At 63.4% G+C, this 16458-nt stretch carries 13 protein-coding genes and 1 pseudogene; 6 read left to right on the forward strand and 8 right to left on the reverse strand.

The genetic code is table 11. From position 1 onward, the window contains the following. Window positions 1–86: 86 nt before the first annotated feature. Together KDD17_RS11245 and KDD17_RS11250 are read left to right on the forward strand one after the other, a co-directional pair. Window positions 87–566, forward strand: coding sequence for a hypothetical protein (locus tag KDD17_RS11245; RefSeq protein WP_212703741.1), 480 nt, complete (start codon window positions 87–89; stop codon window positions 564–566). A 1-nt stretch (window position 567) separates the two neighbouring features. Further along, entirely contained in the window at window positions 568–1431 is an 864-nt protein-coding gene (locus KDD17_RS11250) for a tellurite resistance TerB family protein (RefSeq protein ID WP_212703742.1), read from the forward strand. A gap of 230 nt (window positions 1432–1661) precedes the next feature. Here the strand turns inward: KDD17_RS11250 and KDD17_RS11255 are convergent, their stop codons facing one another. The 5 genes from KDD17_RS11255 to KDD17_RS11275 are packed head-to-tail and all read right to left on the reverse strand — an operon-like array spanning window position 1662 to window position 6550. Next, entirely contained in the window at window positions 1662–2099 is a 438-nt protein-coding gene (locus KDD17_RS11255; protein ID WP_212703743.1) for a F0F1 ATP synthase subunit epsilon, read from the reverse strand. A 14-nt stretch (window positions 2100–2113) separates the two neighbouring features. After that, window positions 2114–3538 (reverse strand): F0F1 ATP synthase subunit beta, encoded by a 1425-nt coding sequence (gene atpD / locus KDD17_RS11260; RefSeq protein WP_212703744.1) that lies wholly within the window; start codon window positions 3536–3538, stop codon window positions 2114–2116. 19 nt (window positions 3539–3557) lie between these two features. Further along, complete coding sequence (locus KDD17_RS11265; RefSeq protein WP_212703745.1) at window positions 3558–4436, reverse strand: F0F1 ATP synthase subunit gamma; 879 nt, start codon at window positions 4434–4436, stop codon at window positions 3558–3560. Window positions 4437–4450: 14 nt separating this feature from the next. Continuing rightward, window positions 4451–5989, reverse strand: a complete 1539-nt coding sequence (gene atpA, locus KDD17_RS11270) for a F0F1 ATP synthase subunit alpha (protein WP_212703746.1) — start codon at window positions 5987–5989, stop codon at window positions 4451–4453. Beyond that, on the reverse strand, window positions 5990–6550 hold the full coding sequence (locus KDD17_RS11275; RefSeq protein ID WP_212706221.1) for a F0F1 ATP synthase subunit delta: 561 nt from the start codon (window positions 6548–6550) through the stop codon (window positions 5990–5992). Between the two features lie 423 nt (window positions 6551–6973). Here KDD17_RS11275 and KDD17_RS11280 point away from each other — a divergent pair, with 423 nt between their 5' ends. Further along, window positions 6974–7903: a calcium-binding protein gene (locus KDD17_RS11280; RefSeq protein WP_212703747.1), complete on the forward strand. Its 930-nt coding sequence runs from the start codon at window positions 6974–6976 to the stop codon at window positions 7901–7903. A gap of 7 nt (window positions 7904–7910) precedes the next feature. On the opposite strand, the pseudogene KDD17_RS18875 reads toward KDD17_RS11280, so the two are convergent. Then, a pseudogene (locus tag KDD17_RS18875) lies at window positions 7911–8644 on the reverse strand (methyltransferase domain-containing protein). Window positions 8645–8703: 59 nt separating this feature from the next. On the opposite strand from KDD17_RS18875, the gene gloB reads away from it, so the two are divergent. The 3 genes from gloB (at window position 8704) to KDD17_RS11295 (ending at window position 13033) form a co-directional block, all read left to right on the forward strand. Further along, a complete protein-coding gene (gloB, locus tag KDD17_RS11285) occupies window positions 8704–9495 on the forward strand; it encodes a hydroxyacylglutathione hydrolase (RefSeq protein ID WP_212703748.1) in 792 nt (263 codons plus the stop codon). A 228-nt stretch (window positions 9496–9723) separates the two neighbouring features. Beyond that, window positions 9724–12045, forward strand: coding sequence for an ATP-dependent Clp protease ATP-binding subunit ClpA (clpA, locus tag KDD17_RS11290; protein WP_212703749.1), 2322 nt, complete (start codon window positions 9724–9726; stop codon window positions 12043–12045). A 19-nt stretch (window positions 12046–12064) separates the two neighbouring features. Beyond that, the gene (locus tag KDD17_RS11295; RefSeq protein ID WP_212703750.1) at window positions 12065–13033 is read left to right on the forward strand and encodes a M23 family metallopeptidase; all 969 of its coding nucleotides are present in this window, start codon (window positions 12065–12067) and stop codon (window positions 13031–13033) included. On the opposite strand, the gene KDD17_RS11300 is transcribed toward KDD17_RS11295, so the two are convergent. Continuing rightward, window positions 13034–15205 (reverse strand): peptidoglycan -binding protein, encoded by a 2172-nt coding sequence (locus KDD17_RS11300; RefSeq protein WP_212703751.1) that lies wholly within the window; start codon window positions 15203–15205, stop codon window positions 13034–13036. 2 nt (window positions 15206–15207) lie between these two features. Continuing rightward, entirely contained in the window at window positions 15208–16419 is a 1212-nt protein-coding gene (locus KDD17_RS11305) for a biopolymer transporter ExbB (protein WP_212703752.1), read from the reverse strand. Window positions 16420–16458: the final 39 nt, after the last annotated feature.

Genomic DNA, 16458 nt, shown 5'->3' on the forward strand with positions numbered 1-16458 from the left:
GGAAATCTTAGGGAAAGCAGTCCTTGGGGTTGTGTTTGCAGCGTTTATTGTAAATGCTTCTCTATAGCACAAGAAGAAGAAAAATTATGATTGTCGAAGCAGTAGACCCAGAAACTGGCAAGACCATACAAATGGAATGCGCTGCTGAATCTGAAGACGAAATTCGCGACCTTCTATCCTTTGACTTATCCGAGGAGTCTTTGAAAAAACGGATAGACGCGCTGACGATTTCGGCTGATGCAAAATCTGTTCTTTTCACAATAGCGAAGACCACGATCCGGGTGGGATCAATGGTTCTCAAGATTGGTCGGAAGGTTTTGGACATTGTCACCAATACTCTTGCCGAGTTCCCCATGGCCAGCACCGGCATGATATTTGGAGCAGTATTTGGCTTCCTAGTGACGTCTGTGCCTGTCATTGGATTAGTTTTCGGGCCGTTTGTCGCGGCACTTGCCACTGCCTTTGGCTTCGCGGCAGGTGCTATTCAGGATTTGGGTAACAAGGCGCTCGAACGTCGGATAAGATCCTCGGTCGCATCGTTTGATCCTTTAAAACCAAGAGCTTAATATGAATAGTACGTGGTTTGAGGGCGTCGAAGACGTTGTTGACGATGAACTCAGGTTCAAAGCCAAGCTCGGCATCGGAGAGGACGCTTACACATCCACGCGGATCAAGAAATCGGCATTTGAGGCTTGGGATGTGGCTGGTGTGGCCGCCACCGGTGCGCAGGTGGCTAGCTCGGCGTTTGTTGCGCAAAAATTCTTCGCCGCACCAAGTCTGCTCGCAGCGATTGGTATAGGAACGGCAGCTACCCCGATTGGTTGGGTCATCGCAGCCAGCGTGCTATCTGGCGGCGCTTGGCTTGGGATCACCCGTTACCTGAAAGATGACAGCGGCAAGGCGACTGTAATACCCGACTTCATCAATACCCCAATGGATGTGTTGGGCTTGGGGCTGTTCGACTTAATGGCGCCGCTGGCCATGAAGGTTGCAGCCGTCGATGGGCATGTCCATGAGAGTGAACTCGACACGATCAGGTATTATTTTGTTCGGCGTTGGGGATACTCAAGCCAATTCGTTGACAGTGGGATAGAATTTGTCAGCCAGAGACTCGACGATTACGACATCAAGACAGCTGCGGCTACACTTGGGGCCTTTGCTCGTGAGAATCCCGACTGTAAGGCCAACGTGATGCTTGCAGACATCAAGTCGTTCCTTCGTGAAGTAATGGAAGCCGATGGCCGCATAGACGAGCGTGAGGAAATGGCTATCGAACGCGTTGAAAAGGTATTTTCTGAGGAGATGCGTTTTTCTATGTCTAGGACTATTGCACCTGTCGGTAACGCTGCGGCGCAAATCGCTGGGGGAGTAGGTTCGGGTATTTCGTCAGTGATCCAGAGGCCTTGGAGGCGTAGGGAAGGAGACTCTTAAGTTACCGCACGCTTTCCACAAACCCCGTTCAAAGCCTATCTGGTTGTTGAAGTTTTTGCCTCTCTTGCCTTAACGCACATTCATACGTAGCGCAGCATCCATTACTATGGCCTCAAAACAGCCCTTCGATGCGTCGATCTTTCCCACGCTTTGTTGGCCACTAACCCCCTCTCCCAAACGAAAAAGGCCCCGCAGATCTGCGGGGCCTTTTGAATTTTGCTGGGTTCCGATCAGAGGTTCGGCTGTTTGGCGCTGAGGCCGATTTCCTCGCCCATGGCGACCATGTCCGACAGCAGCTTGGCGGCGTCGTCCACCGGGCCGGGCTGGTTGTCGAAGGCTTCTTTCACCTTGGTGTAGGTGTTTTTCGCCTCTTCCATGATCTCGTCCATGGTTTCCTGGGTCATGTCCTCGCGCGCAAGGGCGCGCTCAGCCAGCACCGACACGCCCGACGCGGTGATCTCGGCGAAGCCGCCGGTGACCACGTATTGCGACTGGCCATCGGGGCCGTCCACGGTCAGCAGACCGGGGCGCAGGGTGGTGATGGTGGGCGCATGCTCGGGCATGGCCGTCATATCACCATCCGCACCAGGGATCTGCACCGAGGCGACCTGACCGGAGGCAAGGCGCCGCTCAGGCGACACCAGATCGAATTGCATCGTGTCTGCCATTGCTCAGGCCCTCCTTAGGCCGCGTCAGCCTTCATTTTCTCGGCTTTCGCTTTCACTTCCTCGATGCCGCCGACCATGTAGAAGGCGCCTTCGGGCAGGTGATCGTATTCACCGGCGACGACTTCCTTGAACGACTGGATCGTTTCGACCAGTGGCACCTGCTTGCCGTCCGCGCCGGTAAAGACCTTGGCGACGTCAAACGGCTGGCTCAGGAAACGCTCGATCTTGCGGGCGCGCGCCACGGTCATTTTGTCCTCTTCGGAGAGTTCGTCCATGCCGAGGATCGCGATGATGTCCTGAAGCGATTTGTAGCGCTGGAGGATCTGCTGCACGTCTGTCGCGACCTTGTAGTGCTCTTCCCCGATCACGAGCGGATCGAGCAGACGCGAGGTGGAGCCGAGCGGATCCACGGCGGGGTAGATCCCCTTTTCCGAGATCGAGCGGTCGAGAACCGTTGTCGCGTCGAGGTGCGCAAAGGATGTCGCGGGCGCGGGGTCGGTAAGGTCGTCCGCGGGCACGTAGACGGCCTGCACCGAGGTGATCGAGCCACCCTTGGTCGAGGTGATGCGTTCCTGCATCGCACCCATGTCGGTGGCCAGCGTTGGCTGGTAGCCCACGGCGGAGGGGATACGACCCAGCAGAGCGGACACTTCGGAGCCGGCCTGCGTGAAGCGGAAGATGTTGTCGACGAAGAACAGAACGTCGGTCCCGGACTGGTCGCGGAACTGCTCGGCCAACGTCAGGCCGGTCAGGGCCACGCGCATACGCGCTCCGGGAGGCTCGTTCATCTGGCCGTAGACCAGGGCCACTTGGCTTTCCTCAAGGTTGTCGGGGTTGATGACGTTGGATTCGATCATCTCGTGGTAGAGGTCGTTGCCCTCACGGGTCCGCTCGCCCACGCCCGCGAACACGGAATAGCCCGAGTGCACCTTGGCGATGTTGTTGATCAGTTCCATGATGAGAACCGTCTTGCCCACGCCGGCACCGCCGAAGAGGCCGATTTTACCGCCCTTGGCGTAGGGGGCCAGCAGGTCGATCACCTTGATGCCTGTCTCAAGCACTTCGGAAGTGGTGGACTGTTCGGCGAATTCGGGCGCGTCGTTGTGGATCGAGCGTTTCTCGGTCGCGTTGACGGGGCCTTTTTCGTCGATGGGCTCACCCACGACGTTCATGATGCGGCCCAGTGTGGCGTTGCCCACGGGGATCGAGATGGGCGCGCCCTGGTCGGTGACCTTTTGGCCGCGCACGAGGCCCTCGGTGGCGTCCATCGCGATGGTCCGCACGGTGTTTTCGCCAAGGTGCTGTGCCACTTCGAGCACGAGCGTCTTGCCCTGGTTTTCGGTGTGCAGCGCGTTGAGGATCTCTGGCAGGTGATCCTCGAACTGCACGTCAACGACGGCGCCGATGACTTGGGTGATTTTGCCGACTGCATTTGCCATGTCGTGTCTCTCCAGTAACTTACAGCGCTTCCGCGCCGGAAATGATTTCGATCAGCTCGTTCGTGATGACGGCCTGACGCGAGCGGTTGTACTCGATGGTCAGATCCTCGATCATCTCGCCCGCGTTGCGTGTGGCGTTGTCCATCGCGGACATGCGTGCGCCCTGTTCGGACGCCCCGTTCTCGAGCAGCGCCGAGAAGATCGCCGTGGCGACGCCGCGCGGCAGCAGATCGGCGAGGATCGCCTCTTCGCTGGGCTCGTAGTCGAACAGCGTGTCCGGGCCATCCGTCTCTTCCGGCGCGTCGAAGGACGCGGGGATGATCTGTTTGGCCGTGGGGATCTGGCTGACCACGTTGACGAACTCCGCGAAGAAGATCGTGGCGACGTCGAATTCGCCCTCATCGAAGCGGGTCAGCACGTCCTTGGCGATGCCCTGCGCGTCGGCGTAACCGACCCGTTTGACATCCGTCAGATCGACGTGGCCGACGAAGTGGTCGGCGTAATCCCGTTTCATCTGATCGCGGCCTTTTTTGCCCACGGTCAGGATCTTGACGGTCTTGCCAGCCTTCAAAAGCTCGGCGGCATGCGCGCGGGCTTTCTTGGCGATGTTGGCGTTGAAGCCACCGCACAGGCCACGTTCCGCCGTCATGACGACAAGCAGGTGCACATCGTCGCTGCCGGTGCCCGACAGCAGCTTGGGCGCGCTGTCAGACCCACCGACGGAGGCGGCGAGCGAGGCCATCACCGCGTTGAACCGCTCCGTGTAGGGGCGGGACGCTTCGGCAGCCTCCTGCGCGCGGCGAAGTTTCGCCGCGGCAACCATTTGCATGGCTTTGGTGATCTTACGGGTGCTTTTCACACTCGCGATCCGGTTTTTAAGGTCTTTGAGATTTGCCATTGGCTTATCTCCCCTTAAGCGAAGTCAGCAGCGAACGCGTCGAGAGCCGCCTTGATCTTGTCTTCCAGCTCGTCTTTCACCTTGCGGTCGTTGTTGGTGATGTCTTCGAGCAGGTCGGCATTCTTCGAGCGCAGCTGCTTGAGCAGGCCCTGTTCGAAACGGCCAACGTCGCTGACAGCGATCTTGTCGAGGTAGCCGTTGGTGCCCGCGTAGATGATGCAGACGATTTCGGCGTTGGTCAGCGGGTTGTACTGCGGCTGTTTCATCAGCTCGGTCAGACGCGCGCCACGGTTGAGCAGCTGCTGGGTCGCGGCATCCAGATCGGAGCCGAACTGCGCGAAGGCCGCCATCTCGCGGTACTGGGCAAGCGACAGTTTCACGGGACCGGCAACCGACGACATCGCCTTGGTCTGGGCGGAGGAGCCAACGCGGCTCACCGACAGACCGGTGTTCACGGCGGGGCGGATGCCCTGATAGAACAGGTCGGTTTCAAGGAAGATCTGGCCGTCGGTGATCGAGATCACGTTGGTCGGGATAAACGCGGAAACGTCGCCACCCTGTGTTTCGATGATCGGCAGCGCCGTCAGCGAGCCGTTGCCGGCATCGTCGCCCAGCTTGGCCGACCGCTCCAGCAGGCGGGAGTGCAGGTAGAAAACGTCACCGGGGTAGGCTTCGCGCCCGGGCGGACGACGCAGCAGCAGGGACATCTGGCGGTAGGACACGGCCTGTTTGGACAGATCATCGTAGACGATCAGGGCGTGACGGCCGTTGTCGCGGAAATGCTCTGCCATCGCGGTGGCGGAGTACGGTGCGAGGAACTGCATCGGTGCAGGCTCGGACGCGGTGGCGGCCACGACGATGGAGTATTCGATAGCACCCGTCTCTTCGAGCTTTTTCACCAGCTGCGCCACGGTGGAGCGCTTCTGGCCGATCGCGACGTAGACGCAGTACATCTTCTTGCTCTCGTCGTCGCCTGCGGCCTTGTTGACCTGCGCCTGGTTGAGCATCGCGTCGAGCGCAACGGCGGTTTTACCAGTCTGACGGTCACCGATGATCAGCTCGCGCTGGCCCCGGCCGATCGGGATCATCGCGTCGACGGATTTCAGACCGGTCGCCATGGGCTCGTGCACGGATTTACGCGGGATGATGCCCGGCGCCTTGACCTCGGCCAGACCACGCTTGGACGCGCCGATGGGGCCTTTGCCGTCGATGGGGTTGCCCAGACCGTCGACAACGCGGCCCAGCAGTTCGTCACCGATTGGCACGTCCACGATGGAGTTCGTGCGCTTGACGGTGTCGCCTTCCTTGATGTCGCGGTCGGAGCCGAAGATCACGACGCCGACGTTGTCGGCTTCGAGGTTCAGGGCCATGCCCTGAATGCCGCCGGGGAATTCGACCATCTCACCGGCCTGAACGTTGTCCAGACCGTACACACGGGCGATACCGTCGCCGACGCTGAGCACGTGACCGACCTCGGCCACTTCGGCCTCTTGACCAAAGTTCTTGATCTGGTCCTTCAGGATTGCGGAAATCTCCGCCGCTTGGATACCCATTTATCCGACCTCTTTCATTGCATTCTGGAGGGAATTGAGCTTCGAGCGGATCGAGGTGTCGATCATCTTGGAGCCCACTTTGACGATCAGACCACCGATGAGGCTTTCATCGACGGACTGGTTGAGTGTCACGGTCTTGCCGGTGCTGGCCTTGAGCGATTTGGCGAGCTTGTCGGCCTGCGTCTTGGTCAGGGCCTTGGCGGAGGTGACATCAGCGGTGACCTCCCCGTTCGCCTCGGCGATGATCGCGCGCAGGGTCTGCACCAGTTGCGGCAGCACGAACAGCCGCCGTTTGGTTGCCATCAGGGCCAGCGTATTGGCCATGATCGGCGAAAGTTTCATCTTCTTGGCGATGGCGCTGATCGCGGCGCCCTGCTCATCGCGCGTGTAGACGGGCGAATGGATCAGGTTGCGGAAATCGTCGCTGGCCGACATCGCCTCGTTCAGGGCGGTCAGGTCGCCCTCGATGGCTTTGACCTTGTTGGCCTCGCGGGCCAGATCATACACGGCTGTCGCATAGCGTTGCGCGATACCGGTTGAAATCGAAGCTGGTTCGGACACGTCCATCCTCTCATACGGCTGCACCGGCGCGCGCTGTGCTGCGCCGGTGTGGTGATGCATCTGGCCCAATACAGAACCAAACGGTTAAATCACCGGCGATGTAGCAGACCGTTTGCGGTGCCGCAACACGGTATAGGCGCGGCGCTGTTTGCGCTGTCGCCCCTGTTTACAAGGGTTTCGCGCGGCCGCGGCGTTTGCCGATCGCCTAAATTTTGGGCGCAGCGCGGATTTGACGCAAGACCGGTCGATTCTGCGCGGGGCGCGGTGGATGTTCCCGCGCGGTAGACAATTTCGTGTCGGGCACGGTGATTGTTTTGATTTGCGAACCAGTTAGCGGGTGCGCGGAGGAAAAGACAACTTGCGCGGGGTCGTCTGTGCTTTCAAGATTAACCAAGACGCAACCTCGATCCGAGGGCCAAGAGTATGACGCCACTCGCCCTTCTCGCCCTGTTGGGGCTTACCCTGTTTATCCCGGTCTTTACCGGATCGACGGAGGATGAGGCGCAGGATGTCTCTGATGAGGCGGAGGAGACCGAAGAGCCGGAGGGCGAGGAAATGCCGGGCACGCCAGCGGAACCCGAGGAGACCGAAGAGCCGGTTGTCCTCGAAGAGACGCCTGATCCCGATCCGGAAAGGCCGCTTGCGGTCCGTACGGCGGGCGACGATTTCCTCTCCGGCGACGTTGGCGAGGGCGAGCGGATTGATGGCGGCGCGGGCGACGACACGATCAACGTCGCCAGCGAATTCACCCGCGGTTTGGCGGTTGGCACTATTTCAGGCGGCGCGGGCGACGACGAAATCTATGCCCAGCGCTCGTTCGTGCGGGTCGAAGGCGGGGACGGCAACGACACCATCACCGGTGACAGTGCGGACGACGGGGGCGGCACCCCGATATTTGGCGATGCGGGGGACGATTTCCTGATCCTGACGAACTCCCCTGCGTTCAAGATTGGGGCCGTTGCGGATGGTGGCGCCGGCGACGATACGATCCGTGTCGATCTCTTTTTCTTCGGGGATGGCACATTTGACACGCTGACGGGCGGCACCGGCGACGATGTCTTTGAGCTTCCGGCCCCTGAAGGCTTCGGCGTGATCGGCACGATCACCGATTTCGAGCCCGGAGAGGACGTCTTGTTTCTGATCCGCGATGACCCGCGCGAGGATGATCCTGAGCCGCAGATCACGCTGGTGCAGAATACCGACGAAGGGTCGACCGACGTCGTGCTCACCTTTGACCGCGATACGCTCATTGACGCGGCCCCCACCATCATCCGTCTCGAAGGGGCACCCGCCATCACGCTGGACGATATCATCATCGGGACGCCGGGTGGAACCGACGTGCGGACGACGTAAGCACGGCTCACACCGGCTTTGCCGCCCCTTCCAACGCGCCGACGGGCGCGCGGGCGCGGCTGGTGCGGGTGCGGCCCTTGGGGGATAGACCAGTTTGCTCGCCTCGACCATGAAGGCGCCGCCGGCAAGTACGGTGGGCATGTGGCGCCCAACGCGTTCGAAAAGCGGCGCGGATTTCATCCACACCCGCTGGCCGCTGGGGAATTGGTGCAGCGCGCCGATGTGACGCTCTGGCAGGAACTGGTGGCGGCGCAGCTGCGCGTCCAGCTGTCCCGGCGAATAGGGGCGACCGTAGCCAAACGGCGTGCGGTCGCGCCGCGCCCAGAGCCCCGCGCGATTTGGCACGATAAAGATCGCATGGCCCCCCGGCCCCAGCACACGCCAACATTCCTCCAGCAAATCCGAGGCGCGCTCGGACGTCTCAAGCCCGTGCAGCAGCACCAGTTTGTCGACATGGCCTGTTTCGATCGGCCAGCGGGTTTCCTCGACCAGAACGGAAGTGTTGGGCAGCCCCTGCGGCCAGGGCATCACGCCCTGCGGACCCGGCATCAGTGTCATGACCCGGCGCGCCTCCTTGAGGTAGGGACGCAAGAGGGGTGCGGCAAAGCCGAAGCCGACGACGGTCTGGCCCTTTGCCTCGGGCCACAGCTGCACCAGCCGGTCGCGCAGGGATTTCTGCGCCGCGCGTCCCAACGCGCTGCGGTAGTAGAACGTGCGCAGATCCTGCACATCAAGATGCATTGCGGGCCGCCTTTGGTTGCGCCATGCTGACACTCTAGCGCAGCACAGGAGCCTTGCCCATGCCCTCAGACGTGATTGAAACGGACAGCCACACGCTGGTGACGATCCCTTGTTTGTCGGACAACTATGCGTTCCTGCTACGCGAAAACGCCAGCGGCGCGGTGGCGCTCATTGACGTGCCGGAGGCCGCGCCCATTCGCGCCGAACTGGACGCGCGCGGCTGGGCGTTGAGCCAGATCTGGATCACCCATCACCACCCCGATCACGTGCAGGGGCTGGCGGAGCTGGCGCAGAGCCACGCCGCCCCCGTCTATGGCGCGCGCGCGGACGCGGCCCGCCTGCCCGATCTGGATCACCCTCTGGCCGAAGGCGATACATTTACGCTGGGCAGCACCGCGGTTGAGGTGATCGACGTGTCGGGCCACACCATCGGGCATATCGCTTTTCACGCGCCGGGGGCGGGCATGGCGTTTACCGCCGACAGCCTGATGGCGCTGGGATGCGGGCGCCTGTTCGAAGGCACGCCCGCGCAGATGTGGGAGAGCCTGAGCAAGATGGCCGATTGGCCCGACGACACGCTGATCTGTTCGGGGCATGAATACACGCAGTCGAACGCACGCTTTGCGCTGACGGTCGATCCCGACAATGCGGCGTTGCGCGACCGCGCCGCCGCGGTGGATGCAGCGCGGGCCGACGGGCGGTTTACCGTGCCCTCGACGCTGGCAGAGGAGCGCGCGACCAATCCTTTCCTGCGACCGGGCGACGCGGGGATCCGCGCGGCCCTTGGCATGGCGGAGGCCACCGATGCGGAGGTCTTTGCGGAAATTCGGGGCCGAAAGGACCGATTTTAACGGCTTCTTAGCGGTTTTTACGCTCAGATAGCCTATCCGGCACCCGCGCCGGGGGCGGTCAAATCGGCGTCGTTCACGTGTCCGTGCGGGAATTGTGGCAGGTTTCTTGCAGAAAAGACTTGAAGGTTGGCGGCGATCAACCAAACTCTAATACATAACAGCAGGCCGGACCGCCGGTGACGACATCCCTCGCCCCCTGCACCGCCCCCATCGAAAAGGAGCACGCACGTGCCTTCATTCTCGAACACTCTTGAGCAGTCCATTCACGCGGCACTGGCGCTTGCCAATGCCCGCCGTCACGAGTTCGCCACGCTGGAGCATCTTTTGCTGTCGCTGGTGGACGAACCCGACGCCTTGCAGGTGATGAAGGCCTGTTCCGTCGATGTGGGTGAGCTGCGCGATACGCTGGTGGAATTCATCGATGAGGATCTGAGCAATCTGGTCACCGACGTCGAGGGCTCCGAAGCGGTGCCGACGGCGGCCTTCCAGCGCGTGATCCAGCGCGCGGCGATCCATGTGCAATCCTCGGGCCGCACCGAGGTGACGGGCGCCAACGTGCTGGTCGCGATCTTTGCCGAGCGCGAAAGCAACGCCGCCTATTTCCTGCAAGAGCAGGACATGACGCGCTATGACGCGGTGAACTTCATCGCGCACGGCGTCGCCAAGGACCCCGCCTATGGCGAAAGCCGCCCTGTGTCGGGCGCGCCCGAGCATGAGGAAGAGGCGCAGGGCGTCACCGAGGGCGAGAAAAAGGAATCCGCGCTGGCCAAATACTGCGTGGATCTGAACGCCAAATCCCGCGATGGCGATGTCGACCCGTTGATCGGGCGCGATTCAGAGGTTGAGCGCTGCATTCAGGTGCTGTGCCGCCGCCGCAAGAACAACCCGCTGCTGGTGGGCGACCCCGGTGTGGGCAAGACGGCGATTGCCGAAGGGCTGGCGCGCAAGATCGTCGCGGGCGAGACGCCCGAAGTGCTGTCGGAAACCACGATCTACTCGCTCGACATGGGCGCCCTTCTGGCGGGCACCCGCTATCGCGGGGATTTCGAGGAACGGCTCAAGGCGGTCGTCACCGAGTTGGAAGAACACGACGATGCCGTGCTGTTCATCGACGAAATCCACACGGTGATTGGCGCGGGTGCTACTTCCGGCGGGGCGATGGACGCGTCCAACCTGCTCAAACCCGCGTTGGCGGGTGGCAAGCTGCGCACAATGGGCTCGACCACCTACAAGGAGTTCCGCCAGCATTTCGAGAAGGACCGCGCGCTGAGCCGCCGTTTCCAGAAAATCGACGTGAACGAGCCGTCGGTGGAGGACGCGCAGAAGATCCTCAAGGGCATCAAGCCCTATTTCGAGGATCACCACGGCGTGAAATACACCGCCGACGCGATCAAGACCTCCGTTGAGCTGGCACACCGCTATATCAACGACCGCAAGCTGCCGGATTCAGCGATCGACGTGATCGACGAGGCGGGTGCCGCGCAGCATCTGGTCGCCGCAAGCAAGCGGCGCAAGACCATCGGCACCAAGGAAGTCGAGGCCGTCGTGGCCAAGATCGCGCGCATCCCACCCAAGAACGTCAGCAAGGACGATGTTGTCGTGCTCAAGGATCTCGAAGCCTCGCTCAAGCGCGTGGTGTTCGGGCAGGACAAGGCGATCGAGGCGCTGTCGAGCGCGATCAAGCTGGCGCGTGCCGGCCTGCGCGAGCCTGAGAAGCCCATCGGCAACTACCTCTTTGCAGGGCCAACCGGCGTCGGCAAAACCGAGGTCGCGAAACAGCTTGCCGATACGCTGGGCGTGAAACTGCTACGGTTCGACATGTCGGAGTACATGGAGAAGCACGCGGTAAGCCGCCTGATTGGCGCGCCTCCGGGCTATGTCGGCTTTGACCAAGGCGGGATGCTGACCGACGGTGTGGATCAGGATCCGCATTGCGTGCTGCTGCTCGACGAGATGGAAAAGGCGCACCCGGATGTCTACAACATCCTGTTGCAGGTGATGGATCACGGGCGCCTGACCGATCACAACGGCCGCACGGTGGATTTCCGCAACGTGGTGCTGATCATGACCTCGAACGCGGGCGCGTCGGAGATGGCGAAAGAGGCCATCGGCTTTGGCCGCGACAAGCGCGAGGGCGAGGATACGGCTGCGATCGAGCGCACGTTCACGCCGGAATTCCGCAACCGTCTGGATGCCGTGATCTCCTTCGGGGCGCTTCCGAAAGAGACGATCCTGCGCGTGGTCGAAAAATTCGTGTTGCAGCTTGAGGCGCAGCTGATGGATCGCAACGTCACCATTGAGCTGAGCAAGAAGGCTGCCGAATGGCTCGCCGACAAGGGCTATGACAGCAAGATGGGCGCGCGCCCGCTGGGCCGTGTGATCCAGGAGCACATCAAGAAGCCGCTTTCCGAGGAGTTGCTGTTTGGCAAGCTCGCAAAGGGCGGTATCGTCAAGGTCGGCGTCAAGAAGGGCGAATTGGATCTGGTGATCGAAGGGCCGGAAAGCCCCAAGATCACGGGAAACAAACCGCCGTTGCTGACCGCCGAGTAGACCCGTGCGATTGAAAACAATGCGATTGACCCGTCCGGCTGGATGGGTCTTTTGCGTTTTGGTGGGCGGCGCGGCGCAGGCGCAGGAGCTGACGCTGGTCACGCCGATCGATTGTGATCTGAACGGCCCCTGCCACATTCAGCAATACGTCGATCACGATGCCGGTGCCGGCGCGTCGGATTTCCGTTGCAACGCGCAGACATACGACGGGCACAAGGGGACGGACTTTGCCCTGCCGACCACCGCGATGATCGACGATGGCATCGACGTGCTGGCCGCTGCCGGGGGCACCGTTCGGGGCCTGCGTGACGGAATGCCCGATAGCGGGCTTTCGACTGCAACCGAGGCAGAGATCGCCGGGCGGGAATGCGGCAACGGCGTTGTGCTGACCCATCCGGGCGGCTGGGAGACGCAGTATTGCCACCTGCGCGCGGGCTCGATCACCGTCACGCGCGGCCAGCGCGTCGCGGCGGGCGAGGTCCTGGGCGAGGTCGGCATGTCGGGGAGTGCCGAATTCGCACATCTGCATCTGTCGGTGCGGCGCGACGGTGCCGTCGTGGATCCCTATGACCCCGACGGTGTCATCACCTGCGGCGCGCCCTCGACGCAGACACTTTGGGCCGATCCCCCCGCGACGCGGCCCGGCGGGATTATCGCGATGGGCACGGCGGCGGGCGTGCCGGAGTTTGCGGATATCAAGCGGGGCGTCGTGCCGCCAGCCCAGCCCGGCAGCGCGGCGATGGTGATCTGGAGCTATCTGTTCGGCACACGCGAGGGCGATGTGCTGTATCTGTCGCTCACCGGGCCGGAGGGGTTCAAGGCAGACCGCCGGATCCTGCTTGACCGCACGCAGGCGCAATCCTTTCGCGCCATCGGCAAGCGGCTGCGCGCGGACCGCTGGCCTGCGGGCGACTACGTCGGCGTGGCGGAACTGCGGCGCGGCGGCGACGTGATCGAGCGGCGGGAGATCACACGCACCCTGCCCTGATCATTTCTCGGTAAATTTCAACTCGATCCGGCGGTTGCGCGCGCGCGCCTCATCGGTGTCGGCGGTATCTATGGGCTGATACTGGCCAAAGCCGTTCGCGGCCAGACGGTCGGGTGGGATCCCCAGAAAATCGGCCATGTAGCGCACAACCGACAGGGCGCGGGCCTGGCTCAGCTCCCAATTGTCGGCGAATTCACCCTCGCCAGAGAGCGGCACGTCGTCGGTGTGACCGTCCACGCGGATCACCCAATCAATGCCCGCGGGGATGTCTTCGGCGACGTTGCGCAGGATGCCTGCCACCTTGGCAATCTCGCGCTGGCCCTCGCGGGACAGCGCAACCTCGCCGGGGGGGAACAGTACCTCGGAGGAGAACACGAAACGGTCCCCCTCGATCCGCACGCCTTCCTGCGCGCCCAGCAGATTGCGCAGCTGGCCGAAGAATTCGGAGCGATATTGTTCAAGATCCCTGGTCTGCGCCTCCAGCCGGGCGCGCTCGGCGGCCTCAAGCTCGGCGCGGGCGCGCTGTTCGGCCGCGACGCGCGCGAGCGCGGTGTTGAGCCGTGCGCCCAGCGATTGCAGTTCGACCTCGCGCGCGGCGTCCTCGGCCACGGCAAGATCCAGCGAACCTTGCAACTGGTCAAGCTGGGCGCGTAGATCCGCGACCTGCTGGTTGAGCAGTTCGGTCTGACGTTGCGCGCGGGTGGCGGCGGCCTCTTCCTCGGCCAGTTGGCGGCGGGCCTCGGCCAGCAGGGTGGCGCGCTGTTCGGCCTCACTTAGTTGGGTGTTAGCCGCGTTCTCGGCGGCGAGTTTGGCGGCCAGCGCCGCGCGCAGTTGGGCGCGCAGATCGTCCATCTGGCGCGTCACGCCCGCCTGCCCTTCCGTCAGCCGCTGCGACAGCGCGTCAGCGTTTGCGCGCGCCTCGTCAAGCTGCGCGGCGAGCGTCGTGGCGCGGGCCTCTGCCTCTGCCGCGCGGCCCGCGAGGGCGGCAAGGCGTTCTTCGCTATCGGTCGCCTCACCTGCTAGTGCTGCGGCGCGTTCGGTGCTCTCGGCCAGTTGGCGTTCCAGCGTCGCGGCGCGGTCGGTGCTGGCGTCAAGCTGGGCGGTCAGCGTATCGACGCGCGCGCCGCTGGTCGCGAGCTGTTGGGCAAGGGTGTCGCCGCGTGCCTCTGCGTCGGCGAGCAGCGCGCGCAGGCTGGCCAGCTCCGACGCCTCATCCTCGCGCGCGGCGTCGAGTTGGGTGGTGAGGGTCTCCTGCGTGAGGAGTGCGGCGGCGAGTGCGGCGTCAAGGTCTGCCTCCGCCGCGCGGGCGGCGGCGAGCAGGGTCAGCGTTTCCTCGGCCTCGCGGCGCTGCGCTTCCAGCGAAAGCGTCATGGCGGTGAGTTCGGTATCGGCCGCCTCCAGCCGCGCGCGCAGGGCGGCGGCGGCTTCGGCCTCGGCAAGGCGGGCGGCTTCCTCTTCGCTGAGCGCCTCTTGCGCGGCGGTCACGTCGGCGCGCAGATCAATGATATCGGCGGCGGCATCGGCGTTGCGGGCGCGCAGATCGGCCACCAGCGCCTGCAACGCCTCGCGGCGCGCGGCGGCAAGGCGGGCGGCTTCGGCCTCCGCGTCGGTTTCGGCGCGGCTGGCGGCGAGGGCCGCGTTCAGGGCTTCCTGCTGGCTGAGTAATGCGCTCTCGCGCGATTGCAGGGCGGCGATCTGGTCGGCGTCCGCCTCAGCCTCATCCGTCAGGGTCGCAATGCGCCCCAGCGCGTCGTCGCGCGCGGCGATGAGGCTGGCGACCTGCGCCTCGAACGCGGTGATGCGGGTGTTGCTGTCGGCGAGTTCCGCCGCACGGGCGTCACGCTCGGCGCGCAGCTGCGTGATCAGGCTCGCTTGCGTCTCGGCCTGCGCCTCCGCGTCGGCGAGCGCGCCGCGCAGATCGCCCAGCTGGCTTTCAAGATCGCTGTTGGTGCGCCGCTCCAGCCCCAGCGCCTGTGCCAGCGTCGCAACCTCATCGCTGAGCGCGTCCAACTCGGTTTCCTGCCCCGAGATCCGTTCGGTCAGCACGAATTGCACCACCATAAAGATCGTCAGCACGAACATCAGCACCAGCAAGAGGCCGGTCATCGCGTCCACGAACCCCGGCCAGATCGAGGCCTGAAACCGCGCGCCGGTGCGTCGCGACAGCGCCATGCTCAGCCCTCGCGTTCGTCTTTGGGGGGCACGCGCAGGCGCCGCGGCTCACGCGGGGGGGACAGCGCCTTGGCCAGGATCGACAGCTCGTGGCGCAGCTCGGCCATGGTTTCCTGACGGCCGGCGCTGATTTCCTCGAGCACGCGCAGCATTTGCACGTCGATGGAGCGCAGGCGCATGCGGCTTTCGGCGTCGGGACCATTGCCGCTGCCCTCGGCGGGCATGGTGCCCTGCGCCTCAATGGCGGCAATCATGCGTTCCTGCCCCTCGGCAATCCGGTCGAGCGCGTCGGTGCCCTGCGCCTGATCGCCCATTTGCACGGTCATCCGGTCCAGCGAGGCGGCGAGCGCGGCCAGCCGCGCCTCGACCTCGCCGCGCCCTTCTTCGGAGCGCAGGTGCATGGTTTGCAGCTCTTCCATCTGCTGGGACATGTGATCGACCATCGCGGCCATGACCGCCTGCTCGGGGCTGCTGTCCTCCCCGGCCGTGAAGCCGACGCGGGTGATCGAACTGAGCCAGTCCTCAAGCTCCTGATAAAAGCGGTTCTGGCCGTGGCCCGCGAAAAGCTCCAGCAGGCCCACGATCAGCGATCCGGCGAGGCCCAGAAGCGAGGAGGCAAAGGCGACGCCCATGCCGGCAAGCTGGGATTCGAGCCCTGTCATCAGGCGGTTGAACACATCCGTGCCGCCCTCGCCCTCTTGTGGGGAGAGGCTGCGGATGGTGTCGACGATGGCGGGCACGGTGGTGGCAAGGCCGTAGAACGTGCCCAGAAGGCCCAGGAAAATCAGCATGTTGACGATGTATCGCGTGATCTCGCGCGCCTCGTCGATGCGGGTGGAGACGGAATCGAGGATCGAGCGGGTCGAGGAGGCGCTGACCTGCATGCGCGCGCCCCGCGTGCGTAGCAGCGCCGCCAGAGGGGCCAGCAGCTGTGGTGGGCGGTCGTCCGGCACGCCACGATCGGCGGCAAAGCTTTCGATCCAGCGCACGGAGCCGATCAGCTGGATCACCTGATAGAAACAGGCGACCACGCCGATGACAAAGACAAAGACGATGAAGCCGTTGAGGTAAGGGTTGGCCTGAAACACCGGCAGCACGCGCGGCAGGGCCAGAAAGCCGCCAAAAACGCACAGCGCCAGTGCCAGCAGCATGAGCGTGATCTGCCGCACGGGTTGGGAAAACTGCGGTGTTGCCTCGTGGTCCGGTTGCGCCATGCGCGTCGATGCTCCTGACCTGCCTGTTTGCGGGATGTT

Origin of the sequence: Sulfitobacter albidus (genome assembly GCF_018200035.1) — a bacterium.
Taxonomy (GTDB): Bacteria; Pseudomonadota; Alphaproteobacteria; order Rhodobacterales; family Rhodobacteraceae; genus Sulfitobacter; species Sulfitobacter albidus.